The sequence below is a fragment of the Cellvibrio zantedeschiae genome, assembly GCF_014652535.1.
Taxonomy (GTDB): domain Bacteria; phylum Pseudomonadota; class Gammaproteobacteria; order Pseudomonadales; family Cellvibrionaceae; genus Cellvibrio; species Cellvibrio zantedeschiae.
On sequence record NZ_BMYZ01000001.1, the window covers coordinates 1,409,447 to 1,436,203 of the forward strand.

Sequence of the window (26,757 nt, forward strand, 5' to 3'; positions counted from 1 at the left end):
TGTTAAACGTGTCTAGAGATAACCAAAAGCATTTGGTTCTTGTGGAATGAGAATGTAAGCTTTGTTCAACGCAGTGTTTGGCGAATAAACAAGATTGAGGATAATTAAATGAGAAAATTAGTGTATCTGGTGTTAGGTATCGTCATTGTAGCCATGGTTTCAGGTTGCACTACAACTAAAGGTTCAAGCCCACACGAAAAGCGTCAGGCAGCGCTGGATATGCGCACCCAGGTGTTGGCAGATCTTTATAAAATACACCCGGATGCCCGAGCGCAAATAGCCGCGTCTCCAGGTTACGCTGTGTTTAGCAATGCCAATGTGAATTTATTATTTGCCAGCGTGGGCGGTGGCTATGGTGTTGCGGAAAACAAACGCCTGAAAAAAACGGTTTATATGAAAATGGGTGAGGCGGGGGTAGGGCTCGGTTTGGGTGTTAAAGATTTTCGTGCAGTGTTTATTTTCAAAACCCAGGAATCCCTGGATGCATTTATCGATAACGGCTGGGAATTTGGCGGCCATGTTGATGCCGCCGCTAAAGCGGGTGATAAGGGTGCGGCTATTGGTGGTGAGGCTTTACTAAATGGCGTAACGATTTATCAAATTACCGAAAGTGGATTGGCCCTTCAGGCAACGCTTAAAGGCACCAAGTATTGGAAAGACGCTGAATTAAATTGAGTTTATGTGTTTGGATAAATAAAAAATGGCGATCATATGATCGCCATTTTTTATTTGAAATTGGTCAGATTATATAGGCCAACTAATGAGTTCAACTTTGTGTTCATCCGCATAAATTGCCCAGCCTTTATGGTGCCAATCGCCCAAGACTATGCGTTCTGCCGGCTCACCAGTAATATCAAATGAATGATGTGCCGGGCGATGGGTGTGCCCATGAATCATACGTTTAACGCTGGCGTTTTGCATGGCGTGCACAACTTCTGCCTGGTTAACATCCATAATGTCTTCCGCTTTTAGGCTATTCATTGCCTGGCTTTTCTCCCGCAATTGCGCGGCTAAGGCGCGGCGAGCTGCAAGAGGTTGTGCAAGAATTTGTTGTTGCCAAAGGGCGGAGCGAACTTGTTGCCTGAAGGCTATGTATTGAGTGTCATCCGTGCACAGGCTATCGCCGTGGACTAATAGGGTAGGTTCTCCGTATAAGTCGATTGTGGTGTATTCCGGGAGTAGTTGTGCACCAGCTTGTGCTGCAAATGTTTCGCCAAGCAAAAAATCTCTGTTGCCGTGCATCAAAAAAATTTTTGTGCCTGCATCGCTTAATTTTTTTAATTCGTTTGCGACTTCAAGATTGAGTGGTGCGTCATCGTCATCGCCAATCCATGCATCAAAAAAATCGCCGAGGATATAAAGCGCATTTGCAGTAGCTGCCTGCGTGTGCAGAAATTGAAAAAACGCCCGCGTAATCTGCGGGCGGCTTTCGTGGAGATGTAAATCTGAAATAAATAGCGATGCCATATTTATTCGGCAGAAGCTGTTTTATCAACAGTTACGTTTTGGATGGTAACGGCTTCAACTGGAACGTCCTGATGAAAGCCTTTGCTGCCGGTTTTTACACTTTTAATTTTATTAACTACATCCATACCCTGGGTCACTTTACCAAAAACAGCGTAGCCCCAACCTTGGCTGGTTTTGCCGCTGTGATTCAAAAAGCTATTGTCTTTTACGTTAATAAAAAATTGTGCAGTAGCGCTGTGCGGGTCGTTAGTGCGAGCCATTGCCAAACTGCCCGTTACGTTTTTCAAACCATTGTCAGCTTCGTTTTGAATAGGGTCGCGGGTTTTCTTTTTCTCGCTCATGTCTTCAGTCATGCCACCGCCCTGAATCATAAAGCCATCAATAACGCGGTGAAAAATTGTACCGTTGTAAAAACCTTCTTCAGCGTATTGCAAAAAGTTTGCTGCGGTGTTGGGCGCCTTTTCGAAATCCAATTCGATAACTATGTCGCCGTAATTAGTATGTAAAGTAATCATGTGAAGCTCCTAAAACATAGAGTGACAAAAAGTCGGTAAGTCTCAAAAAGCGGGTATGATACGCGTTCAACGAAGGCAAAGAAACGTTCAAATAGCCTAAGCCCCAAAGTTTCAATAAGCACATACGGGCGATTCAAATAAATTAAATAGATAAAAGCGAGACATATTCATGCTGCGCGGTAAATTTCTCACCATCGAAGGCACTGAGGGCGTAGGTAAAAGTACCAATTTGGCATTTGTGCGCGATTGGCTGCAATCAAAGGGTGTGGAAGTCGTTGTGACCCGCGAACCTGGCGGAACGCCCCTGGCGGAAGAGATTCGTGGCTTATTGTTGAGTAAGCGCGATGAATCTGTGGACGAAACGGCGGAATTACTACTGGTATTTGCCGCTCGTGCACAGCATCTGGCTCAGGTTATCAAGCCAGCTTTGGCGCGTGGGGCATGGGTGTTGAGTGATCGTTTTACAGACGCTACTTACGCCTACCAAGGCGGCGGTCGCGGTTTAAGTAAAGCAACAATCACGCAGCTGGAAGTCCTGGTTCAAGGCGAACTCCGTCCGGATTTAACATTGATATTAGACATAGATGTAGAGTTGGGCCTGAATCGTGCGCGTCAACGTGGTGAGCTGGATCGTTTCGAAAGTGAAACCCTAAGCTTCTTCGAGCGGGTACGTAGTGCGTACAAAGCACGTGCTGCTGAATCTCCAGGTCGTTACTCGTTAATAGATGCTGGTCAAGAGTTGAATCAGGTACAAGCTGATATCGATAAAGAGTTAAGCCATTTATTTACCGTCTAATGACGCATAAAAACCATTAATTTGATTATCTTTCAATCTAGATCTAGAGTTATTAATGACTGGCCGTTATGAGTTGTTTGAATAGCGCCCGCTAAGTTCATTTAAATAGGTGATGATATGAAAAAACAACAAAGCGGTTTTACCCTAATTGAATTGATTGCCGTAATCGTTATTTTGGGTATTTTGGCGGCGACAGCTATTCCGAAGTTCGTAAATTTAACCAGCGATGCGCGAATTGCAAAAGTAAACGCAGCATTGGGTACATTGAAATCTACCGCTGCCATGACGCACGGGAAGTTTCTTGTTAACCCGGTTACACCACAAATTTTTGAAGGCGTTACGGTCGATTTTGTGAATGGTTACCCCGATGCGGATGATATTGCTGCGGTGGCCGGGATCGAGCCAACGGACTATACCACCACCGTTTCCGGCGCTACGGCAACCGTGTCGGTAACGACCAACTGCTCGGCAACTTACACTGAAGCTGCATCTGCCATTTTGCCGCCAACCTTTACAACGGTTACCACTGGCTGTTAAGACAACCTCATTTTCATTAGCTTAAAAGCGCATTATCAAAAACTAATGCGCTTTTTTATTTCGCTAATCACTAAAACTCTGCCAAACATTCCACTTCAATTTTATGCCGCAGGATTGGATGCGTAAGTTGGATATGCTGCGCGTGCAACAATAAACGAGGTGCTTGCGCCTGTATTTCCACGGGCGAATAAAGTTGATCCCCTAACATGGGGTGGCCAATGCTCAGCATATGCACGCGTAGCTGATGGGTGCGTCCGCTGACTGGCTCCAGTAAAACCCGCGTGCAATTTTTTGTTTGATCGCGCTCCAACACCTGATACCGCGTATGCGCGGGCTTACCCGATTCATAACACACTTTTTGTAACGGGCGATTTGGCCAATCACAAATTAACGGCAGTTTTACTTCGCCTTCATCTTGTTCGATTAATCCACTTACAACGGCCACATAGCGTTTGTGTATGCCCCGAGCCTCAAATTGTTTGGTGAGAATCTTCAAGCTCATATAGTTGAGCGGAAACATCACAATGCCTGAGGTACCTTGGTCCAATCGATGTACCACGCGCGCATTGGGGTTGAATTTTAACGCGCGGTTAATCAGGCAATCTTGTTTCTCCGGCCCCTTTCCAGGAACGGTCAATAGACCTGCCGGCTTGTTGCAGATCATCAAATCGTCGTCGAGGTGAAGGATATCGAGGCCGCAGGTGTTGGGGATTAAATCGTTCATTCTGGAGCTGCTAAATAGAAGGGCGGCGATTATCGCAAATCTCTCATCAAATTGCTAAACGGCTGTGTTTGCTAAGTGGCCGCCACGATTGGTAAGCTTGCGCCCTCAATCATGTGAGCGCGTCTATGTCTGATTTTCCCTCTCATCCATACCCATGGCAGTTACAAGAATGGCACCAGTTAAACCAGCAAATTGCTGCTGGCAAACTGCCACATGCGTTGATGTTCGCTGGGGCCAAAGGCATTGGTAAACGTCATCTTGCAGAGGCACTTGCACAGCTGCTGCTCTGTTTGTCCCCCATTGAGGGAACCCCCTGTGGTAAATGTCGCGGCTGCATGTTGAACAGAGTTCACAATCATCCAGATTTTATCGTGATCGAGCCGGAGGAGGGTGCAAAAGGGATTAAGGTCGATCAGGTGCGTTCACTAATAGACGATTTAGGTAAAACGGCACAACAAGGCGGTTTCAAAGTCGTGGTGCTCGAACCTGCAGAAGCTATGAATGCTAACGCTGCCAATGCCTTACTTAAATCCCTTGAGGAACCCGCCGCGAACACGCTCCTGGTTTTGGTTTGCCACGCCCCAAGTTCCGTTTTGCCCACGATTCGCAGCCGCTGCCAAATGCGTTTACTGGCAACACCTAATTCCGAGCAGGTAATTCATTGGCTTAAACCGCTAATGGTGGGTAGCAATATTCCGGTAGAGAAACTCATGGAAGCCGCTGGCGGCGCGCCTCTAACCGCCTTGTCCTATCTGGAAAGCGACGCTTTGGAGCGCCGCGATGCCTGGTTATTGAATTTGGTTCGCCTCAGCACGGGGCAAATATCTGCTATTGAAGTCGCGGCCCAGTGGCAAAAAGATGATGTCATAGCCTTGGTTGAGTGGTTCCTGGTCTGGCTACATTCGGTTATTCGCTGGCAGGTTGGGGCAGAGCAGCTCCTGATAAATCAACTGCCGCAAGATTTGCGTGAGCGCTTAATGAAAATCCCAGGGGCGCTTCTCCATCGTTATGTGGAGAAAATGCTGGTGTCCAAACGCCAACTCTTAGGCAACTCAAATCCAAACAAGCAGTTGCTGCTTGAAGAAATGTTAATGGATTGGGGTGCGCTTTTAAGAACCGCAAAATAACTAAACTGAATTCGTATCAAAAATAGTGACGCAATAGCGGCTAGACAGGTCTAAACTATTGCATTATGGTTCAGCACATTATGTTTTAGTCCATTGAATTCAGACGGATTACTTTATGCAAGCGATAGGCGGCGGTGCCCGAAACGGCATACTTTCCCTCACCATTAAAGACAAAGCGGTGCTCTATGCCGCCTATATGCCTTTTGTGAAAAATGGCGGAATGTTTATACCTACCGGCAAGAGCTATAAGTTGGGCGACGAAGTTTTTATGTTGTTGAGCTTGATGGAAGAAACCGAAAAAATTCCGGTTGCGGGTAAAGTGATATGGGTTACTCCACGTGGAGCCCAAGGTAACCGTGCTGCGGGAATTGGCGTGCAATTTACCGATCAAGACAATACAGCAGTAACCAAAATTGAAACCTACCTTGCGGGCTCCATCAATTCAGACAAGCCAACGCATACGATGTAAGCAACTCATATACGACAAACGATTTTAAAGCCAGCTTATCGCTGGCTTTTTTATGTTCGGGATGAACCTTGTGCCGCGGGCAAGGATGCGTAGAAGCGGCGAAGAATTCTCTGTCGTTATCCTTTATAATCGGCGCACATTTTTAGCTGACCTTACTACCTATGTTAATTGATTCACACTGCCATCTGGATCGCATCAATCTCGATCGCTACGACGGCAAGCTCGCCAATGCCATTGCCGCCGCTAACGAGCGCGGTATACAACAGATGCTGTGTATTGGTGTTAGCCTGGACAATATTCAAACTGTCATCGACATAGCCCAAGCGCATCCCTGTGTATTTGCTTCGGTTGGTGTTCACCCCTGCGATGTGAAAGACGGCACGGCGACTGCTGAGCAACTTATCCAATGGGCATCACAAACAAAAGTTGTTGCCCTTGGCGAAACAGGTTTGGACTATCACTACGAAACCGAAAGCAAAGAATTACAGCACGAAAGTTTTGCGATGCATTTGGATGTGGGAAAAAAAATCGGCTTACCGGTAGTTGTTCATACGCGTGAAGCCAAAGCTGATACGCTCGCGTTAATCAAAGAACACGGCAGCCTTGAATCCAGCGGTGTGTTGCATTGTTTTACCGAAGATTGGGAAATGGCAAAAGCCGCGCTGGATTTGAATTACTACATTTCCATTTCGGGCATAGTGACATTCAAAAACGCCGAGCAAATTCGCGAAGTCGTGCGCAATATGCCAATTGATCGCTTGTTGATTGAAACTGATTCACCTTACCTTGCACCCATTCCCTACCGCGGCAAACCTAACGAGCCCAAATATGTGTATGAAGTGGCTCAATTTGTCGCTGACTTAAAAGGCATGAGTATCGAAAAACTGGGCGAGCATACTTGCGAGAATTTCTATCGCTTATTCAGTAAAGCAAAACAATATCTACCACAGTAAATTCTATCGATAACTAGAGATACATTATGAATCCCCAACAAATAAAAATTATGCTTGAGCTGCAAGATGGCATGAACACAAAAGTGAATGCCGACTGGAAAAGCCAAGGCTACGAATGGTACCGTGCAATTTGGGTGGAGTGTGCAGAATTGTTGGATCATTACGGTTGGAAATGGTGGAAAAAGCAATCACCCGATACTGAGCAAGTTGCGCTTGAGTTAATTGATATTTGGCATTTTGGTTTAAGTATTCTGTTGCAAAGCGGAGCCAAACCGGAATTGATCATTGCGCAAATTCAAAATGATCTGATTATCAAAACCGAAGAAAAAGATTTTCGTCTGGACTTGGAAAAATTTGTTGCTGCTACATTAGGTGATCGCCAATTTCATATTGGTTTGTTTGGCCGCTTAATGGCGGGGATTGATATGAGTTTTGACCAACTTTATCGCGGCTACGTTGGTAAAAATGTGTTGAATTTTTTCCGCCAGGATCATGGCTATAAAGACGGTTCTTATCGTAAACATTGGCACGACGGACGCGAAGACAATGAGCATTTGGTAGAAGCCGTGTTAAGTTTGGATACAACCAAAGCGGAGTTTAAAGATGAACTCTACGCAGCCCTGAAAAGCCGTTACTCAAAGTAAATTCTTCCCGGGAGCCAGCCCAATGGCTCCTGATCTCCCGTTTTACGAGTTATGTTCCCGCAATAATTTCGCTTGCTTAAATGAACTGCGAATCGATTCATCGATTTTAATCAATATAACTGCAGCTACAATCGCAATCGCTGAAAAAAGTAGCGTTTGGATAAGTGGTGACAGTTCCCTCATAAAAGACATCTCTGCAAGCAATCGGTAAATAGGGTAGTGCGTAACGTAAAGCGGGTAAGAGATATCCCCCAAAAATTTACAAGCGCCGACACTATTACCTGAAACGGGTAGCTTAGCGAAAATTGCTATCAATACTGGCGCAAGTACTAGCGCATTGACTAATGCTATGGCGCCTTTGGAAGAGAAAAAACAGAGGGCTACAAGGAAGAATATTCCGTAAGTAAAAATTTTTGGCGGTAACTTGTAGTAGCTATAACATTGATAAATTAAAACTCCAAAGAAGAACTCAAAAATTACGCGTGGAAATCCAAAAACAAAACTGCTTCCGCGTGCACCGGGGTTTATCTGGTGGAAGCCAAGGGTGAGCACAATAAATATAATTCCGCTCATAACCACAAATATTAATAAATTGATTCTTCGACAATATGCTAAATAGACGAAGAAAATAATATTCACGAAAATTTCAAAAAACAGCGACCACGAGGGATCATTTAATGGAAACACAGTGCCATGAATATTATGGCTGCCAAACGGCCACGCGTACTCGTTAAAATAGGGTAAGAGAAAAAAATTCAACGTAGATGCAGTTGCTACATTGATTAGCCGTACTGGGCTTTCTGGATTGGAAAAAATAAGCAAAAGCGCCGCGCCAATTCCCAATGCCAATCCGACTATGTACATTGGCCCCAAGCGTGCGATGCGCGAATAAAAAAACTCTTTAAATGTCATTCCCTGTGAAACTTTTTTGCTGTAACTGTGCATGAGCACAAAGCCCGACAAAATAAAAAAGATATCGACAGCGACCCATGCACCGTGGAGCCAATCTAACTGATTGTGTTGCGTGTAGTGGTAAAACATGACGGCGATTGCGGCAACACCGCGAATCCCATCCAGGGCGTAGAATCTACTGGGGAGAGTGCCAGCATTGATATCGGTCATGGGGAATGTCCTTGCTCGGTTGAAGGACTAAGGGTAAAGCGAGCTACTGGAGTGCACGGTGCGCTTACACACAGAACACAACCCCATCTTCAACGCCTAAGCTATGCCAACAATAATGGAGGGGGTATTGTTGCGGTTGGGGTTAATGGTTTGTCGTTGCAATCAAAACAGGTGAAATTTCCCCCCAATTCTCTATAATGCTCGCCCGTCCTATCTTAAAGGCTGGCCTTAAAGACAGGCCGAGGCACAAAATGCCTACTATCCTTGTTCTGACCCATAGCACCCCCTATTTGTTTTATAACCAAGTTGGAGTCTCACCGTGAAAGCACCCGTAAGAGTTACCGTCACCGGCGCCGCAGGCCAAATCAGCTACTCATTGTTGTTCCGCATCGCCGCTGGCGATATGTTGGGCAAAGATCAACCAGTAATTTTGCAATTGTTGGAAATCACCCCAGCTCTTAAAGCCTTGCAAGGCGTGGCTATGGAATTGGACGACTGTGCGTTCCCATTGTTGGCTGGCATTGTGACCACTGACGACCCTAACGTTGCTTTCAAAGATTCTGACTACGCATTGTTGGTAGGTGCACGTCCACGTGGCCCAGGTATGGAACGTAAAGACTTGTTGGCTGCTAACGCTGCAATCTTCTCTGTACAAGGTAAAGCCATTAACGACCACGCTTCACGCAATATTAAAGTATTGGTTGTTGGCAACCCTGCAAACACCAATGCCCTGATTGCTCAACGCAATGCTCCGGATATCAACCCACGTCAATTCACTGCAATGACTCGTTTGGATCACAACCGTGCCTTGTCACAATTGGCGACCAAGACTGGTACCAGCATTAACAACATCACTAAGGCATTGATCTGGGGTAACCATTCTTCGACTCAATACCCTGATCTTCACAATACTTTGGTAGATGGCAAGCCAGCATTGAGCCTGGTTGATCGCGCTTGGTACGAAGGCGAATACATCCCAACCGTACAACAACGTGGTGCTGCAATTATTGCGGCGCGCGGCGCTTCTTCAGCTGCTTCAGCGGCTAATGCTGCAGCTAACCACATTCGCGACTGGGCTTTAGGCTCTCCATCTAACGATTGGGTGAGCATGGGCGTATACAGCGATGGTTCTTATGGCATTGAGAAAGGCTTGATCTACTCATTCCCGGTTGTTTGCAAAAACGGTGATTGGGAAATTGTTCAAGGTTTGGAAATCAGCGAATTCTCTCGCGGTAAAATGCAAGCCACTGAAAAAGAATTGCAAGAAGAGCGCGATGCAGTAGCTGATTTGTTGCCGTCTTAATAAAAACTACCAGCATAGTTCTGCTGGGAAATAAAAAAGCCGCATAGGTAATCTATAGCGGCTTTTTTTACATCTATAAAATGCTATCTTGGCGCTTAATTCTTCGATCTCCTAAATTTTAGAGCTGCATTGTCTCCGTCCATGTTTGTGCTAGTCTTTTCATACCTACGCAAATTTTGAATGTGTTTGGCTGACCTGAATCGGATTTCGAGATGGGCTCTTCATTATTTATATTGCTTTTGGGTGAAACCCTGGTTGTCGCATTAATTGCGATTTTTTTTATGGTTATTCACATTCGTAAACAAAAACGAATGCTACAAAAGCTAATGGAAAAGTGCAGTGAAATAAATTCTGCATATAGTGAAAAGGAGCGCGAAATTCAGGTTTTGCAATCAGAGCATAAAGTCGACTCCAGTGAGAAAACAATTGCTGATTATTTGTCCCTCAGTATTGCCGATGCGCAACAACGCTACGAAAAACATGTCCAAGCAACGCTCCCCAAAATTGATGCCACACAAGCTTTTAGTGCGAAGGTTGCGGCACTAAGATATTTATACCTGAATGCCGAGAAGGATGTATATGAAGAGCGTGGGGTTACCCATGCAGGCTGGGGCATATTTGAAAAGAAATTGGCAGACATAGTACGCTGGTTTAGTAAACAAACCACTAATCGACAAGAAGTACGTAACAATCGTACCCGTGTGTTGCAAGAACGCATAGACGCACTTAAACCATTAGAGGCGGAAAATAAAAAATTACAACGAAGTTTGGATCACGCAAAAAAACGCCAGGCGCAATTAGAGGCTTATCAACGTGAAAACAAGGCAACCATTTTAAATCTGCAAAAAATGCTCAGCGCTATTAACCAGGGAAACCTTACGGCTATTGGCCGGGAAAATAATATTCCTGTTAATGGCATGTCACCGGAACAATATTTGACGCACAGTAGCGAGCGAGTGGATTCTATTTCAAGTATTTCCAATGATAAAAGTCGCGTATTGAAAGAAATAATTAATGAATTGAATAACCATCACGCCGATATGAGTCCGGGTGTTCGCAAAAAGATGGAAGCTTCTCTCCGGATGATGGAAATGGAATTGATGAAATCGGACCAGTATATTGCCAATCTTAAGAAGGAACTTAAGGATGCAAAGTCTCAAGTGACTAATTACGCTCTTATGTTGAATGACAACAAAAGTGAAATTCTTGACGAAATTAATTTAGGTGCTGAGTTTGCTGCGCGGTCTGCGTTATCGCCGCCTGATTATCTTGATCATGACAAGATTGTTATGGAAATTAAACAGCTGCGCGACAATAACAAAGCGCAGCGGGATATTATTACAAATTTGGAGCACGAAATATCTTTGTTCAAGTTATCCATAGAGGCTACAGAAGATGAAGATCTACGTAATTCAAAACAGCAAGAAGTAAGTCGCCTGGAGCGAATGGTTAAAGAATGCGAAGGCTGCATCGAAATATTGGAAAGTGAGGTGGATCATCTCTACAGCCAATTACAGGAGCGCGGCGTTCCATTAGCAAATGATGTATCGCAAGAGGAATCTTCGGATGAACTTACTGAAGACATGGATATTGTCAAATTAGGAATGGAGCTGGAGGAAATGGCCAAGGAAATGGAAAAAATGGCATTTCAATATCGCCAAACTCATTCTGTAAATCAATCCATATACGACATTTTGAAATCTACATCTGTTCAGGAAATGTCTGGTCTTATAATACAGTTTCTCAAAGAATTTAACTCGCCAGCCGGTTTTTTTATCAAATCCAGTGCGGGAGATTACGAACACTTACCCGATCATATTTTTAACGAACAAATGAAAGATCTTGTGAAATCTTTTGCTTTTAAAGATCCGGTTTTTTATGTTAATGAAGGGACCTTATTTTCCAGTGAAAAAATATGTTTGATGCTCCTACCTGTTACGGATAAATCAAAACCCTTGAGTGAATCCACGTTGTTGGGCTTGGTGAAAGTTGTGGATGCTCATATACATCATTTGGAATCGGAGGCTGGTGTTACCCTGCAGTCTGAAGGAATGGCGTCCTGGATCGAATCAACGAAAAATCAATTGGCTGATCTCGATATTCAATACGCCTACCAAGTGGAAGAAAATCGCAAGACGTTCAACAACTTTATCGCTGAAATTCGGCAGGCTTATCATTTGCTGGATCTGAAGGGAAGTGGATTGATTTTGCTTGATAATGCCATTAACGAATACGAACAACGTATGTATTTGCTATTGAGTAGTGGCGATATCATTGACCGCGAAATATCGACATTAATTAATCATATTGATGAATTACAGATACATTAACCAGGTAGGTTTTTAGCAGCGTGATCTTGTAAAAGGCTGGTTTGATCACTGCCGGTAATCACGATTCCTAAAAATAAAAAAGGGCAAGCATTGCTCGCCCTTGGTTAACACGCAATTATTTTTTAGGCTTAACAAAGCGCAAGGTGAATCTATCGCTTTCGCCAATGGCTAAGTATTTGTCTTTGTCGGTATCACCTTCCCTTAAAACTGGTGGTAAGGTCCAAACACCTTTAGGGTAATTTTTTGTATCTTTAGCGTTGTTATTGACCGGGCTGCGTGCATCCAGTTTGAAGCCTGCTTTTTCTGCTTCAGCAATTACAAATTCTTCGGGCAGATAGCCAGACATCTTAACTTCTTCAAAGGTTTTTCCTTCGGCAGCCCTGTGGTCCTCAATACCCAACACACCACCCGGTTTGAGCACTTTGTAAATTTCCGCAAACAATTGGCTATGTGTACCTTGCATTGCAAAGTTGTGTACGTTGCGGAAGGTTAAGAAAAAGTCTGCCGAACCGGGTTCCCCAAAGCTCATGTTTGTTTTGGAAATCTCAACCACTTTTACTTTGCCGTAGCGAGCAGGGTCGGCTGCGAATTTATCTTTTTGGCTGTTGTCTTCTTTTTCCGATTTGAAATTAACAACTGTCAATTGACCCGAGTCTTTTAAAAAAGGTGCGAGAATTTCGGTGTACCAAGTGCTGCCACCCGGAAATAATTCAATGACCTTCGCCTTTGGCGTGATACCAAAAAATGTCAATGTTTCCAGTGGATGGCGATATTGATCGCGGGCCTTATTTTTTTCACTACGCCAACTACCAGCAATGCTTGTTTCTAACTGTTGTTTTACAGACTTATCTTTGTCTGCATAAACCGGAGCGGTAAGCGCAAGGCTCAAGGCTAAGAGGGGGGCTGATATCAAGTTAAATTTGCGAGCTATATTCATAAATAATTCCTTGATCTAGTTTGGTTGAATGGCTTGGGGATGTTGTGTAATTGTAAAAAAATGAAAAGTAATGTTGTTTGAAATATTCAGAATTTACAAATTTACACGACGCAACATCTAATGCAGAAGGCTGGCTGAAAATGTATCGCGCGCTTCTTGCAAAGGCGCGATACTAGCAGATTGCGACAGTAGCATATGCGTTCTGCCTGCTGGTCGCAATTATATTTTTATTTGGTTTTAGGTTTTACAAAGCGCAAGGTGAATCTGTCGCTTTCGCCTATGGCTATGTATTTGGCTTTATCTTTTTCATCCGCTTCAAGGCTGGGTGGTAAGCTCCAAACGCCTTTTGGATAGTCCTTGGTGTCTTTGGGGTTGCTGTTGATTTCGCTGCGCGCCTCTAAACGAAAGCCCGCTCTTTCTGCTTCTGCAATCACAAAGGCTTCGGGTTGATAGCCGGAATTTTTCACTTCTTCAAAGCTTTTTCCCGGGGCCGCACGGTGATCTTCGATACCCAGTATTCCACCTGGTTTAAGAACTTTATAGGCTTCTGCAAAAAATTGAGCCTGCGCATCTTTCATTGCAAAATTATGCACATTGCGGAATGTTAAAAAAAAATCTGCTGAGTTGGGTTCACCAAAACTGAAATTAGGTGGCGCGACTTCCAAAATATTTATTTTTCCATAACGCGTTGGGTCAGCCGCAAACTTTTCTTTTTGACCTGAATCTTCGGGATTGCCTTTTACATTAATAATAGTAAGTTTGCCTTTGTCACGCACAAAAGGTGCGAGTATTTCTGTATACCAGGCGGAGCCACTCGGGAAGAGTTCCACTATATGTGCATCGGGTTTAACTCCAAAAAAAGTGAGCGTCTGTAGCGGGTGACGATAAGCATCGCGTGCCCGGTTTTTTTCTGTGCGCCAACTGCCATTAATGTTTTCTTGCAACTGCTGTTGCACCGTTTTTTCGGTGGCTGCCATTGCGGGAGCTATGCTGGTAAACACCAACGCGAGCATTGGTAAGCAAAGGTATCTGATGGGCTTATTCATAAGTTATGTCCTTGATTGCTGTTTTTTAAAAAACCATCTTGTAACAGCCTAACTGGGATGGTCATGGAATCGTATGGAGTTTTTAAATAGAAACTTATAAAAAGTTAGGAATGCTTGATGCAATATTTAGTCGGTTTTAACAACCAACCCGGTAGCAGCAAGCACAGCGAAGCCCCCCAGTACGCAGCTAATGCCTATAACCTCGTCTAGAAACAGGAAGCCCCAAATCATGCTGAAGAGTGGAATTAAAAATGATACGGACATAGCGCGTGTTGGCCCTATGCGTGCCACCAGGGGTATAAAAATGATTTGTGCAAAAGCTGAGGGGAAAAGTGCGAGCGCTGCGACTAATCCTATCGCCGGGTAAGAGGGAAATTGTGCGGGCAAACTGAATGGCAGCGCGGGTAACAAAATCAAACTGGCGGCCACCATGGAACCCGTTGCCATGGCCAGGGGTTCGATACGGTTTTCTTTCTTGCTGCAGCTGTAATACTTAATCACCACTCCTGAAATTGCAAAACAGGCGGGCCCAAGCAGGCAAGCGATGAGAGATAGACTGGTTGGGTTATTGGCAAATAATGAGCGGGCACCCACTAACATCCACACGCCAGCCAAACCCAATAGCAAACCGATTAATTTGCGTGCGCTCAGTTTCTCTGCCAGCCAAAGCATTGAAAAAAGCGCACCGAATAAAGGGCAGGTTGCATTGAGTAAAGCGGAAAGCGCGGCGGGTAAATAATGAGCTGCGTAGGAAAAAAGTGCGAAGGGGAGTGCGGCACCAAATAATCCCGCGAGGAAGTAAGCCCTGTAATGGCGCTTCCACTGTAAAGGGATTTTATTGAGGTGGGAAAATAAAACCAGTGCTATTGCTGCGAGACTGACGCGCCCTATAGTTGCCAATAAGGTGCCTAGCTCGGGAACTGAGGCGCGCATGGCGATAAAGGAGGCGCCCCAAATGGCGGCAAGTAAACCCAGGCGCGCAAAGTCCAGAGGGGAGATATGGACGCAGTTAATCGGACTTTGGTTGATAACTTTGAGCATGGGCACGACTCATGTGGTGGTATGAGTCGTACTCTCGTCAAACCAGTGAGAAAATCCCAATTAAAAATTATGAAATTTTATTAAACCCTTGAGGTGTAAGGATTTAATCAGAGTTTAATTTCTGCAAGACGGGGTTTCATTGCATCTAGCTGATGGGATTCAATAAGTTTTTTCGCCTCGTTGTAATGTTCAATCGCCAAATCACGTTTGCCCAATTGCGAAAATAGTTCGGCAAGATTGAGGTGATTGTCGCTTTGCCCAATTGAACAGCGAATGGTTTTATCATAATTCAGCGATTTTTCGTAAGCCGCTTGAGCCAAATTAAAATCACCGCGTTCTTTGTGAATTCGAGCACGTATGCCAGCTACTGCCGAACCTACGAGGAGTTCCTGACCATTGGTGGAAAACTCATCGGCGCGATCGAGGTTGCCTAAAGCCGCTTCAGTGTTGCCTTGTTCCAAATGAATAACCGCGAGGAAAAAGTACATGCGCGCTTGCACACGTGATTGGTCTTTGCCGGCGAGTTGTATGGCGGTTTCAGCTTGCTCTTTAGCCGCATCGTAACGTTTTAACCTTAGCAATGTGCGCAGCAATTCTTCCCGCGCCAGTAAGTTGTTAGGTTCCAACTGGATTAGGCTCTTGAATAAATTTTCCGCAGACGCAAAGTCATTTTTATCTAACTTTTCCACGCCGCGTGCCATAAGTTCATTGGCAAAACTTGCCTGGGCATTGAGTTCAACATCTTGCAATTTTTGCCCGGTCTGGTTGACGATAATTTGCCCAAGTTTATAGACGGCCTGATTAAGATCCTTTTCAAAAATAACGCCGCGTTTAACATTTGTGCGGGTGCGCAACTTGTAATCCAGACGAAAATCTTCCACCGCGCCGGATAATTGCGACTCAACGATTAAAGTAGCGCCTGATACTTCAAACAGTTTTGGAATCTGCTCAGATTCATAATCGCGATCCAGATGCGCGTAACGCATAATCTGGAACACGTATTCCGAAAACATCACTTGTACGCTCTTGTCGGATACCAGCAAATGTATCAATTGATCCATCACACCCAAGGGAACCCAATTGTACTCGTTGCCGGGTAGCTGGTTTTTAACGGGCATGATAACGACAACATCGGTTTGAGGTTCGCTTGTTCGATTTATGGTATTGAAAAGTACAGCACATAGGACCAGTCCAAGTGCTAGCAGAACACCCGTTAAAGCATAGAGTTTGCGGCGAGGGGATAAGCTTTTTGAAACGAGAGTCGGCGTTTCAGTTGAAGAGCTTTCAGTTAAATCGGCTTCAGTTAAAGGTAATTCAAGCGCGGGAGCTTCGTTGACTTGAGTTGCGGAAACTTTGCATTGTTCAAGTTTTTCAACATCTGCTGCCCAGGCATAACCTTTGCGAGGATAGGTCTGAATAATATCTGCACTGCTAAATAACTGGCGCAGTTCGCGAATGGATTGTACCAGCACTTGCTCTTCTACTTTTACGTCATCCCAAATGCTGTCCAATAAATAGGATTTGCTTAATACTTCCCCAGGCTTTTCCAATAACAGCAAAAGAAGTGCGAATGTTTTGGAGCGAACCTGAATCTCCTCATCGCCCTTAACAATTGTTTGACGTTGGGGATAAATCACAAAGCCCTGACTTTGGTAAAAGACACTCAAAGTTTTTTCCTTTATCTAATTTTATAGTGAGCTATGGTCTCACCTAGCTACGAGCATGGCCAGGTATTAGCTAAGTTTGCGCATGTGTGAATCATGATACCGCGAACATAAAAGTAGGGCGGTAACGGCACCTATCAAGGCCAGGAACATATCAGATTGCGTATCCCATTGGTCGCCCTGGGTGCCTAAAAATTCGTCTGCACCTTGGCCGAGAACTAAGGCAGCGGCCCATTCAATAAGTTCATAAGTTGCGCTAATCGCCAAGACTATACAAACGATGATGAAGGCCAACATTTTTGTACCCTTGATAATGTGTTTGCGAAATAAAATTTCGCGCGCTACCAAAGCAGGCACAAAACCCTGAAAAAAATGGCCAATTTTATCGTAGGGATTGCGCGATAATTCAAACCATTCCTGCAAGCTAAAACCAAAAGGTACTCGTGCATAGGAATAGGCACCGCCCAGAATAAGAACCAGCGCGTGAATAAAAATGAAAATATATAAAAATGTGGTCAGCGGAAATTTTTTGTAAGTTGCAAAGAGCACAGGTAAAGCGATAAGAATAGGAAAGATTTCCAAAATCCATGTGGTGCGATCATAGGGATGCCAGCCCGATAATGCCAGGCTAACCGCTAGCGCAACTAATAGAAAAATAAATAAAGGAGTACGCGACTTCACCATGATTGTATCCGTTAGAGAGAGGTTAAATCAGCAAATTGCCCGGAGGTTTGGTTTTTTAAATCCTGCGGTGCCATTTCAATTTCCAGACCACGTCGCCCCGCGCTAAAGAATATAGTAGGGAGTCCTTGTGCAGAGCTGTGAATAAATGTTTTTAAACGTTTTTTTTGCCCCAGTGGGCTAACTCCGCCTAACACATAACCGGTAATTCGCTCTACATCGGTTTTATCAGCCATGGCTGCTTTCTTGGCTCCAGCCGCTTTGGCAATTTGCTTCATGCTCAACATGTCTGATACGGGAATCACGCCCACGGCATAGTCTTTTGCGTCCAGCATTACAACCAATGTCTTGAATACACGCGCTGCATCTACACCCATTTTTTCAGCGGCTTCCAAACCATAGGATTCTGCCGCAGGGTCGTGCGAGTATTCATGGGTTTTAAAATTTATCTTGGCTTTCTGTAATGCTTTAATGGCTGGGGTCATGATAGTCGATTCTAATTTATTTAAACTTAGGTGGAGCTTCTACCGGCATTATATAACACAGCTCTTGGAAAGGTCCCCAATAAAAAGCCCGGTTATCCGGGCTTTTTATTGGGTGTATGTTGCAGTCCATTCATTTGCTTAAAAAGGATCGCCTTAAAAAAACTATGCATGCCAAGGTTACTAGCATAATGGATGATGGCTCCGGTACCGAGCTGTAAGTGAAGGTCAAATCGTCAATCGCTGCGCCGGTTGATCGGAAATAGAACGCATCAATGGTAATAAATTTTATTCCTTCTTCAATAGCGAAAGACACGAAGAAATTGGGTTCTGCTGGGGTGTCATCAAAGGGGCCGCCGAAACCAGGTGTCTTTTTCATTTCCAGAAAGCCATTTTCCCCAAAGGCTGATAAATAGATGACATCGTTGTGAAGCGATGTAACGCGCATACTCACAAACGTGGGAAGTTCTCCGACAAAGCTCAATTGTCCATAAGGACCGGTAATTAAAAAATTTTCATAAGTTACGCCGCCATCATGAGATTCTCCGTTCAAAAACCCCTCATGAATCAATAATCCTTTGTCTTCATATTCATTGCTCAACGGGTTGTCACAAAAGCAGGAAAAAACCGGGTCATAAATAGGGATGCGGTCGTCAAAATCTATAACTACTGCAGAAGCATTGGCTCCTATGCCTAGAGCTACACAACCCATGAGGCCAAAAATCCACCGCTTAAATAGATCGCACATAACAGGCTCCTTGATATGGAATGAGAAAATAAATCCGGAATCCAAGCGAGACAAGGGTACAAAATAGCGCGCTAAAAAGCCTTTGAATAAATGGCTATGAACATACGAGTTTCTCCTATCTATAAGCATCCTAAGAACATTTTAAGCGGTTCTTTAACAGTGTGGGCTGGCGAACGGATTTGGAGGCTAGCAACCACTATTGTGGCGCCCATCCTAAGAGACGAATGCATTTTTTAAAGGTGCATCATCGTTCTGAAATAAAACTATGGTTTATTTCCTGCTCAGATTTTAGAGGTACGTATGACGAATATAGCTAGAGAAATTCTATTTGATAGATCCATTCCGGTTTTTGATGCCATTGACTTTTTGACTCAAGGCCACCAGGAAATTATTAATTATTTTGATAATTATAATCGCGCCAAATCTCTGTCTGAAAAACAACAAATTGCTAAAAAGATTTGCAAGGCGTTAACGATTAACTTGCATCTTGAAGATGATATTTTCTACCAGGAAGTTAAAAGAACCCTGATGGAAAAGGGTTGGTTGTCTGCCATTACTATGGAGCATTCGGTAGTCAAGTATTTGCTATCTGAAATTGAAGGCTTGGATGCGGACAGTGCTGTCTATGATATTAAAATCAAAGTTTTAGGTGAACACGTAAAATACCTTATTAAGGAAAAGCAAACCAAGCTTTTCCCTAAAGTTAATCGTTCCAATAAAATTGACCGTTGGAAGTTAGGCGCTCAACTCGCAGCTCGCCAAAGCTTTTTAGAAAATGCCTTCGCCAGCAAATAGGCGAAGGCTAGGTTTATTTGAGCTTCTGCCAAACCTGACGCAGTCCGATTAAGTGTACAACTCCAAAAAACAAACAGATGCCTGAACTCACCAACCAAAATAAAGGACTGTTTTCACTAAGTTGATACATGAAGGGAAGAGCTGCTACTCCGCGGATTAAATATACCGCGGTAATCAAACATAACGCTGTCCGTAACAAAGGGAGCCGGCGAATAACTCCAGCTCCAGCAAGCGCGTAGAGTGACCAAACCCCTAAAATGACTGCAACTATAAACGTGATGAGCGCAGGTTGGTTGCTGCCTGCTTCCGCCATTTGAGCCATGTCTTCACCTGCGCCGAAAACCCTGTACCAGGGCGCGCCGAAAATTATACAGCCAATATGAAGGAGGACAGCGAGAGCGGAAAGCACTGCGCCGAGAATGAGAAGTTTGTTGTAATTAGATTTCATTAAATAAATTCCTGTTAGTTTTCTAGTGCGTTGAAATGCAGATCCATCTCGGTTAGTGGCGTTGACAAAGTGTGTGCCACTTATACTTTTAGAATTGACGCCTAGAACTCTCCAACGTGATTTAAAATTTGTAGGGGAACATTTTGTAAGACGTGCTATCTCATTAAGATACACATTTTTAATTATTTTGACGACTATTGTTGGTTAATGATGATCTCATCAAAGGAGTTTTAAAATGAGTACACAAGAATTGCATCGCGGCAGGTTAATAGACCATATTCAGCTAGTGGTGAGTGATCTAGCTGCCTCGCAAAAATTTTATACTGCCATTTTTGAGGTGTTGGATATTCCCATAGGTGGAAAAAGTGACGATTTCTTTTGGGCTGATGAATTATTTGTATCTACAGCTGATAGCAAAGCCGCACAAGGTGATTTAACCGGGCGCACCCATTTGGCGTTTCAAGCTAAAAGTCGTGAAACCGTAGAAAAATTTTACAAGGCCGCTTTAGATCATGGTGGTGAAGATAATGGGAAACCAGGTGAGCGGCCTTATCACCCTGGGTATTACGCTGCATTTGTGTTGGACCCGGATGGAAATAATATCGAAGCCGTATTTCATGGTGAAGCAAAACGAAGTGCAGATTCGGTGAAAATTAATTTTTAGGTAAATTAAAAAATCAACTTTTCGTTTAAAGTTAACGCATAAGTGCCATAAAATCCAATGGTGCAGGCGCCTCGAAAGTAAGAGGTGTTCTGCTGCCCGGTTTTGTAACGCTTAAGCGTAAAGCATGCAAACCCATTCGGTTTCCTGCGGTTCCGTAACGCTGATCACCAACAACTGGAAAACCAAGCCACGCAAGATGCGCACGAATTTGGTGTTGGCGACCGGTTTCCAATTCTACGCGCAGCAGGCTGCGCCCGTTTGAAGTACGTTCAGTTTTATAATGCGTAATTGCTGGTTTAGCATCGGGGTGCTCACCAACGTGTACGCGGTATTCAATGTCATCCAGTCTTAAAGGTTGATCAATAGTTCCGGCAGCTGATTCAGGGCAACCTTCTACAATCGCATAATAAATTTTTTCTGCAGTATCCCATTTGGCCATAACGGCTTCGCGCATTTCGCGCGATGTAGCAAATAACAAAACGCCAGAAGTATCACGATCAATTCTGTGCACTGGCCATAATTTCACCTGCTGTGTACGGCGAGATAATTGATTTCGCAATAATGCCAAAGCATGCTGTTGTGTTTCTTTTGCGTTACCTACAGACAATAAACCTGCGGGTTTATTAATCGCGATAAGGTCACGATCTGAATAGAGAATTTCTAAATGTGTACTTACGTTGTTCGTTGATTTCGGAGATGCGGAGACTTCTACAAGATCACCTGCTGCAAGCGGGTGGTTATGCTGCGTTATTGATGTTCCGTTTACAGAGACGCAACCATTTTGCAAACGCTCTTTGATTTTGCTGCGCGACCATCCTTGTAGTTTATTGTTGAGAAATGGAAGGAGGGTTGCTGCATCGTTAACGTGGAGTTTATCTGACATTGTGTTTCGGTATCTCTGGCGAATGGAGCTATTAAGTTTGTTGCATACTGACATAGAAGAAGACAAATTTCATGAGAAAAGTAAATAGAGAGGACGGAGACTGGTTCATTCCTATTAGTAAAGTACGTCATTCTGCCTCCAAGTTTTCATTTTATTGGATTTATTTGTTTCGCCTCTTGGCGAGTCACTTTTCGTTGCTTGTCCAACGAAAAGTAACCAAAAGAAAGGACACCCAGCGAATTTCTGATCCTGCGCTTCTCGGTCGCCTACGGGTCGTCTTGGTGTGACATCCCTGTCCCATCAAGACTAAAACGGACGTCCTGTCCGTTTTCCCCTAACGCCCTGCGATGCTCGGGAAATTCACATGGGACCCGTTCGGTGCCAAATTCGCGGGCGGTTTGTTAAGGTGTTTTTGATAACGATACTCGTGATTGATATTGCCTTGAGTGAATCAAATTTGGATTTGACTAGATAGGGAGTCGTCATCCTCGCGTAGCGGGGATCCAGCTCTTGATTTTTGTTTTGACAGGCCACAAATAAACATTCTTTTATTTAACACATTATTTGCTGTAATTAAGTAGTGAAAAGCAAAAGCTGGATCCCCGCTACGCGAGGATGACGACTCCCTACTTAATAAAGCTCTGTTAATTGTAAATTTGTTAAAGGAAGTGACCTCTGAATCTCGCGACTTAAATCCCTTGTGAGTTCGCCGAGCATTGGAGGAAAATTGTTGGAAAACGCACAGGAAGTGCGTTTTAGTGACTACGCGACATGGATGTCGCGTCGGAACGACAGCTATTTTCCGAAACGCGGAGGAAACACGAACTCGCAGGGTGCCTTTTCTTTTGCTTACTTTTCTTTGGGCAAGCAAAGAAAAGTGAGGCCTGCGGCAGGCAACCATAGAAATAAATAGATTTTTGGATGGTAAATAAAGTTACCCGTGCATCAAAATAGGTGATTGCAATGGTTAAGAGCGTTGGCGTTTAGTTATGTCTAATTGTAGCTTTTTCAGTTTGCTCTTTAGGTTTGTTGTTTCTTGCTCTAAAAAATTAAGTTCCTGTTCGGCTATATGATTAATGTTCTCTGAAAACCACCAATATGCCGACATACAATCGTTTACTTCAATTTCACTAACTATTTGTTCTTCAATTAATTTGGGATGGACTAATCTATTTCTCACTTTTACCGTTTTTTCCATACATTGCCATCTAGAATCGGAAAACTTATTTTTCAATGTAAATCCCCGAATTCCTCTTAATTGATCAAATACAAACTTGATGTCGCTTACCATTTTAATCTGAAAATAACGTTCAGCTACTTTCCCGTTATCATTGATTTCGTACTTGATGCCTGCCAATAACGTTGATATCTCTGGCTTAATTGGAACATTATATTCTTTGCAATATTTCAATAAGTTTTTCTTTAATATAAATACTTCCGCTTCAAATAAAGAAATGCATAGCCTAATTAACGACCTTGACCAAAAGTCATTCGGATTGACTCTAAGGTTTTCTAATACGAATATAATTTCGTCACCGTATAGATCAGATGTATCCTGTAGTAAATTATTAGATTCAGTCATGCTACATCTTCCTTTTTAGCGGTAAATAGCTTTTTATTACCCTACAACAATTTCAGGCTCATAAGCCAATACCGGACTCAACCATCTCTCAATTTCCTGCAAACTAATCCCCTTACGTTCCGCCAAACTCTCCACCTGATCCTTCTCAATTTTCCCCGTTGGGAAATAAACAGATTCAGGATGCGCAAAATACCAACCCGAAACCGCAGCAGTCGGCAACATTGCGAAATGTTCGGTTAAGGTAATGCCAGTATTTGCAGTAGCATTCAACAGCTCAAACAATTGCGTTTTCTCAGTGTGATCTGGACACGCAGGATAACCCGGAGCAGGGCGGATGCCTTTGTATTGTTCTTTAATTAAATCTTCGTTAGAAAGATTTTCCTCGCGGTCATAACCCCAGAACTCTTTACGCACACGTTGATGCAAATGTTCTGCAAAAGCTTCTGCCAAGCGATCTGCAAGGGCTTTCACCATAATGCTGCTGTAATCGTCGCCGACATTTTGGTAAGCCTTGGCAAGTTCTTCTGCACCTATACCTGCTGTTACCGCAAAGCCACCAATGTAATCTTTTTTACCAGTTTCTTTTGGTGCGACAAAATCCGCGAGTGAGAAATGTGGTTTGGTTTCCATGCCTTGTTTTAAATGTTGCTGACGAATGTGGTGCAAGGTGGAGATTTGTTTTCCGTCTGCATCGTATACCGCTATGTCATCGTGATTTACGGTGTTGGCTGGCCAGAAGCCGATAACACCGTTGGCACTGATGCATTTTTCGTCGATAAGTTTGCGCAGCATTTTTTGTGCGTCTGCAAACAAATCGCGCGCTGCTGCACCGACGACTTCATCTTCTAAAATCTTAGGATATTTTCCAGCGAGATCCCAGCTGATAAAAAATGGTGTCCAGTCGATAAAATCAACGAGTGTATTTAAATCGTAATTTTCGAATACTTTGATACCGGTAAATGCTGGTTTGGGAGGAGTGTAATTATCCCAATCGAGTTTTAAACCTTTGGCGATAGCTTCGGGGTAGGTGCGTACTGTGCCGCGTGGTTTGCGATTGGCGTTGCGTTCGCGTACATCCGCATATTCCACTTTTAATTTTTCTACAAAAGCGGGGCGTAGTTCATCTGATAACAGCGTACTTGCAACACCTACGGCGCGCGAGGCGTCTGCAACGTAAACAACCTGGTTGAGTTTAAATGCTGGATCAATTTTTACCGCGGTGTGCGCTTTGGATGTTGTTGCACCACCGATCATGAGCGGTTTATTAATGCCACGGCGTTCCATTTCGCGGCCAACAAAAACCATTTCGTCGAGCGATGGGGTAATCAAACCTGATAAGCCAATAATGTCGCAGTTTTGTTCTATAGCTGTGTCGATAATTTTATCGCAAGGTACCATTACTCCAAGGTCAACAACTTCAAAGTTGTTGCACTGCAATACAACGCCGACAATGTTTTTGCCGATGTCATGCACGTCGCCTTTAACGGTCGCCATTAAAATTTTGCCATTGGGCTTTGAGGCTTCAGTTTTTTCGGCTTCGATAAAGGGCTGTAAATATGCAACGGATTGCTTCATTACTCGTGCGGATTTAACCACTTGCGGCAAAAACATTTTACCTGCACCGAATAAATCACCAACCACATTCATGCCATCCATCAGTGGGCCTTCGATTACATCGAGCGGGCGAGGGTAGTGTTGGCGCGCTTCTTCGGTGTCGGCTTCAATGTGTAGCGAAATACCTTTTACCAAGGCATGTTCGATGCGTTTTGCGATAGGTAATGAACGCCATTCAGCATCTTCTTTTACTTCGCCGGTTGAACCGTCGCCGCGATATTTTTCTGCAATGTCTAACAAAGCTTCTGTGCCGCCCGCGTGGCGGTTAAGAATTACGTCTTCAACTTTGTCTTTTAATTCCTGTGGTAAATCGTCATACACCGCCAATTGGCTGGCGTTAACGATACCCATGTTCATGCCCGCTTTAATTGCGTGGTACAAAAATACCGAGTGGATAGCTTCACGCACAGGATTGTTGCCGCGGAACGAAAAGGATACGTTTGATACGCCGCCGCTAATGCCAGCATGCGGAAGGTTTTCACGAATCCAGCGCGTGGCTTCAATAAAGTCCACCGCGTAATTGTTGTGTTCTTCAATACCTGTTGCGACAGCAAAAATATTCGGGTCGAAAATAATATCTTCCGGTGGGAAATTTAATTTATCCACCAATGTGCGATAGGAGCGTTCGCAGATTTCACGTTTGCGTGCTTGGGTATCAGCCTGGCCGGTTTCATCAAACGCCATGACCACAACGGCGGCGCCGTAACGCATACACAATTTTGCTTTGTGTAAGAATTCTTCTTCGCCTTCTTTCAGGCTAATGGAGTTAACAATGGGTTTGCCTTGAATGCATTTTAAACCGGCTTCAATTACTTCCCATTTGGATGAATCCACCATGATGGGCACGCGCGAAATATCGGGTTCGCCCGCAATCAGGTTTAAAAATTTCACCATGGCTTTTTCGGCATCTAACATGCCTTCGTCCATGTTGATGTCGATAATCTGCGCGCCGTTTTCAACTTGCTCCAAGGCAACTTCGAGTGCGGTGGAGTAATCTTCTTCTACGATTAATTTTTTGAAACGCGCAGAGCCGGTAACGTTGCAGCGTTCGCCGACGTTTACGAATAATGAATCTGCCAGAATGTTGAAAGGTTCCAAACCGGACAAGCGGCATGCGGGTTCAATATCAGGAATTTTACGTGGTGGATATTTTGCAACCGCATCTGCAATGGCTTTGATATGTGCAGGAGATGTACCGCAACAGCCGCCGATAATATTTAAGAATCCACTCGCCGCAAACTCTTCAACAATCTCTACCATTTCTTGCGCAGTTTGATCATATTCACCGAATTCGTTTGGCAAGCCCGCATTGGGGTGTGCGCTGACAAAACAATTTGCCACGCGAGACATTTCTTGCACATATTGACGCAATTCTTTTGCGCCGAGTGCACAGTTCAAGCCCATGCTGAGTGGTTTGGCGTGAGCGAGTGAATTATAAAATGCTTCAGTCGTTTGGCCTGAAAGTGTGCGGCCAGAGGCATCAGTAATGGTGCCAGAAATCATAATCGGCAATTCAAAACCGTGATCGTCAAAATATTTTTTCACGGCAAACACAGCGGCTTTAGCGTTGAGCGTATCGAAAATAGTTTCGATCAATAAAATATCCGCGCCGCCCTCGACTAAGCCATCAATGGATTCCAGATAGTTTTCTACCAGCTCATCAAAAGTAACGTTGCGCGCGCTGGGATCGTTTACGTCAGGCGAAATAGAGCAAGTGCGACTGGTTGGGCCAAGTACGCCAGCAACAAAGCGCGGTTTGGCTGGATTTTTTGCCGTCATTTCATCGCATAATTCGCGGGCCAATTTCGCAGAGGCAAAATTCAACTCGTGCGTTAAATCTTCCATGTCGTAATCGGCCATGGAAATGCGTGTAGAGTTGAAGGTGTTGGTTTCTAAAATATCTGCACCGGCTTCCAAATAGCTGCGTTGAATTTCGCGGATGACTTCTGGTTTGGTAATGGACAACAAATCGTTATTGCCTGCGATATCCATGTGGTAATTGGCAAAACGCTCGCCACGATAATCCGCTTCCTGCAATTTATAACTTTGGATCATGGTGCCCATGGCTCCATCCAAAATCAGAATGCGCTGCTTGATAGCTTCGTGAAGATTGTGGATACGGGCTTGGCGTGCGTGATTGCTCATGGAAAACCTTTCAGATCATATACTTTGAAATCTATATCAA

26 protein-coding genes are annotated in these 26,757 nt (G+C 44.1%); 11 read left to right on the forward strand and 15 right to left on the reverse strand.

The annotated features are described in order from the left end of the window. Positions 1-108: 108 nt before the first annotated feature. Positions 109-675 carry a lipid-binding SYLF domain-containing protein gene (locus tag IE104_RS06190; protein WP_189416764.1) on the forward strand — a complete coding sequence of 189 codons (567 nt, stop codon included), beginning with the start codon at positions 109-111 and terminating at the stop codon, positions 673-675. A gap of 69 nt (positions 676-744) precedes the next feature. Here the strand turns inward: IE104_RS06190 and IE104_RS06195 are convergent, their stop codons facing one another. Further along, entirely contained in the window at positions 745-1,467 is a 723-nt protein-coding gene (locus IE104_RS06195; RefSeq protein WP_189416766.1) for a UDP-2,3-diacylglucosamine diphosphatase, read from the reverse strand. 2 nt (positions 1,468-1,469) lie between these two features. Beyond that, positions 1,470-1,982, reverse strand: coding sequence for a peptidylprolyl isomerase (locus IE104_RS06200; protein WP_189416768.1), 513 nt, complete (start codon positions 1,980-1,982; stop codon positions 1,470-1,472). A gap of 169 nt (positions 1,983-2,151) precedes the next feature. Here IE104_RS06200 and tmk point away from each other — a divergent pair, with 169 nt between their 5' ends. Beyond that, positions 2,152-2,778 carry a dTMP kinase gene (gene tmk, locus IE104_RS06205; protein WP_189416769.1) on the forward strand — a complete coding sequence of 209 codons (627 nt, stop codon included), beginning with the start codon at positions 2,152-2,154 and terminating at the stop codon, positions 2,776-2,778. 117 nt (positions 2,779-2,895) lie between these two features. Continuing rightward, positions 2,896-3,315, forward strand: a complete 420-nt coding sequence (locus tag IE104_RS19145; protein WP_189416771.1) for a pilin — start codon at positions 2,896-2,898, stop codon at positions 3,313-3,315. Positions 3,316-3,385: 70 nt separating this feature from the next. On the opposite strand, the gene IE104_RS06215 is transcribed toward IE104_RS19145, so the two are convergent. Further along, a complete protein-coding gene (locus IE104_RS06215) occupies positions 3,386-4,039 on the reverse strand; it encodes a pseudouridine synthase (protein WP_189416772.1) in 654 nt (217 codons plus the stop codon). Between the two features lie 125 nt (positions 4,040-4,164). Here IE104_RS06215 and IE104_RS06220 point away from each other — a divergent pair, with 125 nt between their 5' ends. The 4 genes from IE104_RS06220 to IE104_RS06235 all read left to right on the forward strand — a co-directional run bounded on the left by IE104_RS06220 (position 4,165) and on the right by IE104_RS06235 (position 7,232). Next, positions 4,165-5,166, forward strand: coding sequence for a DNA polymerase III subunit delta' (locus IE104_RS06220; protein WP_189416774.1), 1,002 nt, complete (start codon positions 4,165-4,167; stop codon positions 5,164-5,166). Positions 5,167-5,281: 115 nt separating this feature from the next. After that, positions 5,282-5,635, forward strand: a complete 354-nt coding sequence (locus tag IE104_RS06225) for a PilZ domain-containing protein (RefSeq protein WP_189416781.1) — start codon at positions 5,282-5,284, stop codon at positions 5,633-5,635. 161 nt (positions 5,636-5,796) lie between these two features. Further along, positions 5,797-6,588, forward strand: a complete 792-nt coding sequence (locus IE104_RS06230) for a TatD family hydrolase (protein WP_189416782.1) — start codon at positions 5,797-5,799, stop codon at positions 6,586-6,588. A gap of 26 nt (positions 6,589-6,614) precedes the next feature. After that, complete coding sequence (locus IE104_RS06235; RefSeq protein WP_189416784.1) at positions 6,615-7,232, forward strand: dUTP diphosphatase; 618 nt, start codon at positions 6,615-6,617, stop codon at positions 7,230-7,232. 42 nt (positions 7,233-7,274) lie between these two features. Here IE104_RS06235 and IE104_RS06240 read toward each other — a convergent pair whose 3' ends face one another. Next, the gene (locus IE104_RS06240) at positions 7,275-8,354 is read right to left on the reverse strand and encodes an acyltransferase family protein (RefSeq protein WP_189416786.1); all 1,080 of its coding nucleotides are present in this window, start codon (positions 8,352-8,354) and stop codon (positions 7,275-7,277) included. A gap of 319 nt (positions 8,355-8,673) precedes the next feature. Between IE104_RS06240 and IE104_RS06245 the strand changes: the two genes are divergently transcribed. Together IE104_RS06245 and IE104_RS06250 are read left to right on the forward strand one after the other, a co-directional pair. Continuing rightward, positions 8,674-9,657 carry a malate dehydrogenase gene (locus IE104_RS06245; protein WP_189416788.1) on the forward strand — a complete coding sequence of 328 codons (984 nt, stop codon included), beginning with the start codon at positions 8,674-8,676 and terminating at the stop codon, positions 9,655-9,657. A gap of 212 nt (positions 9,658-9,869) precedes the next feature. Beyond that, entirely contained in the window at positions 9,870-11,987 is a 2,118-nt protein-coding gene (locus IE104_RS06250) for a hypothetical protein (protein ID WP_189416789.1), read from the forward strand. A gap of 115 nt (positions 11,988-12,102) precedes the next feature. Here IE104_RS06250 and IE104_RS06255 read toward each other — a convergent pair whose 3' ends face one another. The 7 genes from IE104_RS06255 to IE104_RS06285 all read right to left on the reverse strand — a co-directional run bounded on the left by IE104_RS06255 (position 12,103) and on the right by IE104_RS06285 (position 18,586). Then, positions 12,103-12,924: a class I SAM-dependent methyltransferase gene (locus IE104_RS06255; protein WP_229837646.1), complete on the reverse strand. Its 822-nt coding sequence runs from the start codon at positions 12,922-12,924 to the stop codon at positions 12,103-12,105. Between the two features lie 227 nt (positions 12,925-13,151). Then, positions 13,152-13,970 carry a class I SAM-dependent methyltransferase gene (locus tag IE104_RS06260; protein WP_189416791.1) on the reverse strand — a complete coding sequence of 273 codons (819 nt, stop codon included), beginning with the start codon at positions 13,968-13,970 and terminating at the stop codon, positions 13,152-13,154. Positions 13,971-14,096: 126 nt separating this feature from the next. Beyond that, positions 14,097-15,011, reverse strand: coding sequence for a DMT family transporter (locus IE104_RS06265; RefSeq protein WP_229837648.1), 915 nt, complete (start codon positions 15,009-15,011; stop codon positions 14,097-14,099). Between the two features lie 107 nt (positions 15,012-15,118). Beyond that, on the reverse strand, positions 15,119-16,678 hold the full coding sequence (locus IE104_RS06270; protein WP_189416792.1) for a winged helix-turn-helix domain-containing protein: 1,560 nt from the start codon (positions 16,676-16,678) through the stop codon (positions 15,119-15,121). 66 nt (positions 16,679-16,744) lie between these two features. After that, positions 16,745-17,359: a DUF2238 domain-containing protein gene (locus IE104_RS06275; protein ID WP_189416794.1), complete on the reverse strand. Its 615-nt coding sequence runs from the start codon at positions 17,357-17,359 to the stop codon at positions 16,745-16,747. 11 nt (positions 17,360-17,370) lie between these two features. Beyond that, positions 17,371-17,841: a Cys-tRNA(Pro) deacylase gene (gene ybaK / locus IE104_RS06280; protein WP_189416800.1), complete on the reverse strand. Its 471-nt coding sequence runs from the start codon at positions 17,839-17,841 to the stop codon at positions 17,371-17,373. Between the two features lie 130 nt (positions 17,842-17,971). Continuing rightward, the gene (locus IE104_RS06285) at positions 17,972-18,586 is read right to left on the reverse strand and encodes a hypothetical protein (protein ID WP_189416802.1); all 615 of its coding nucleotides are present in this window, start codon (positions 18,584-18,586) and stop codon (positions 17,972-17,974) included. 300 nt (positions 18,587-18,886) lie between these two features. Here IE104_RS06285 and IE104_RS06290 point away from each other — a divergent pair, with 300 nt between their 5' ends. Beyond that, on the forward strand, positions 18,887-19,381 hold the full coding sequence (locus IE104_RS06290; protein ID WP_189416803.1) for a hemerythrin domain-containing protein: 495 nt from the start codon (positions 18,887-18,889) through the stop codon (positions 19,379-19,381). 13 nt (positions 19,382-19,394) lie between these two features. Here the strand turns inward: IE104_RS06290 and IE104_RS06295 are convergent, their stop codons facing one another. Beyond that, complete coding sequence (locus IE104_RS06295) at positions 19,395-19,829, reverse strand: hypothetical protein (protein ID WP_189416804.1); 435 nt, start codon at positions 19,827-19,829, stop codon at positions 19,395-19,397. 235 nt (positions 19,830-20,064) lie between these two features. Here IE104_RS06295 and IE104_RS06300 point away from each other — a divergent pair, with 235 nt between their 5' ends. Next, positions 20,065-20,493 (forward strand): VOC family protein, encoded by a 429-nt coding sequence (locus IE104_RS06300; protein WP_189416805.1) that lies wholly within the window; start codon positions 20,065-20,067, stop codon positions 20,491-20,493. Between the two features lie 31 nt (positions 20,494-20,524). On the opposite strand, the gene IE104_RS06305 is transcribed toward IE104_RS06300, so the two are convergent. The 3 genes from IE104_RS06305 to metH all read right to left on the reverse strand — a co-directional run bounded on the left by IE104_RS06305 (position 20,525) and on the right by metH (position 26,717). Then, a complete protein-coding gene (locus tag IE104_RS06305; RefSeq protein ID WP_189416807.1) occupies positions 20,525-21,376 on the reverse strand; it encodes an RluA family pseudouridine synthase in 852 nt (283 codons plus the stop codon). Positions 21,377-22,343: 967 nt separating this feature from the next. Then, entirely contained in the window at positions 22,344-22,958 is a 615-nt protein-coding gene (locus IE104_RS06310) for a hypothetical protein (protein WP_189416808.1), read from the reverse strand. Between the two features lie 36 nt (positions 22,959-22,994). Continuing rightward, positions 22,995-26,717: a methionine synthase gene (gene metH / locus IE104_RS06315; RefSeq protein WP_189416810.1), complete on the reverse strand. Its 3,723-nt coding sequence runs from the start codon at positions 26,715-26,717 to the stop codon at positions 22,995-22,997. Positions 26,718-26,757 lie beyond the last annotated feature (40 nt).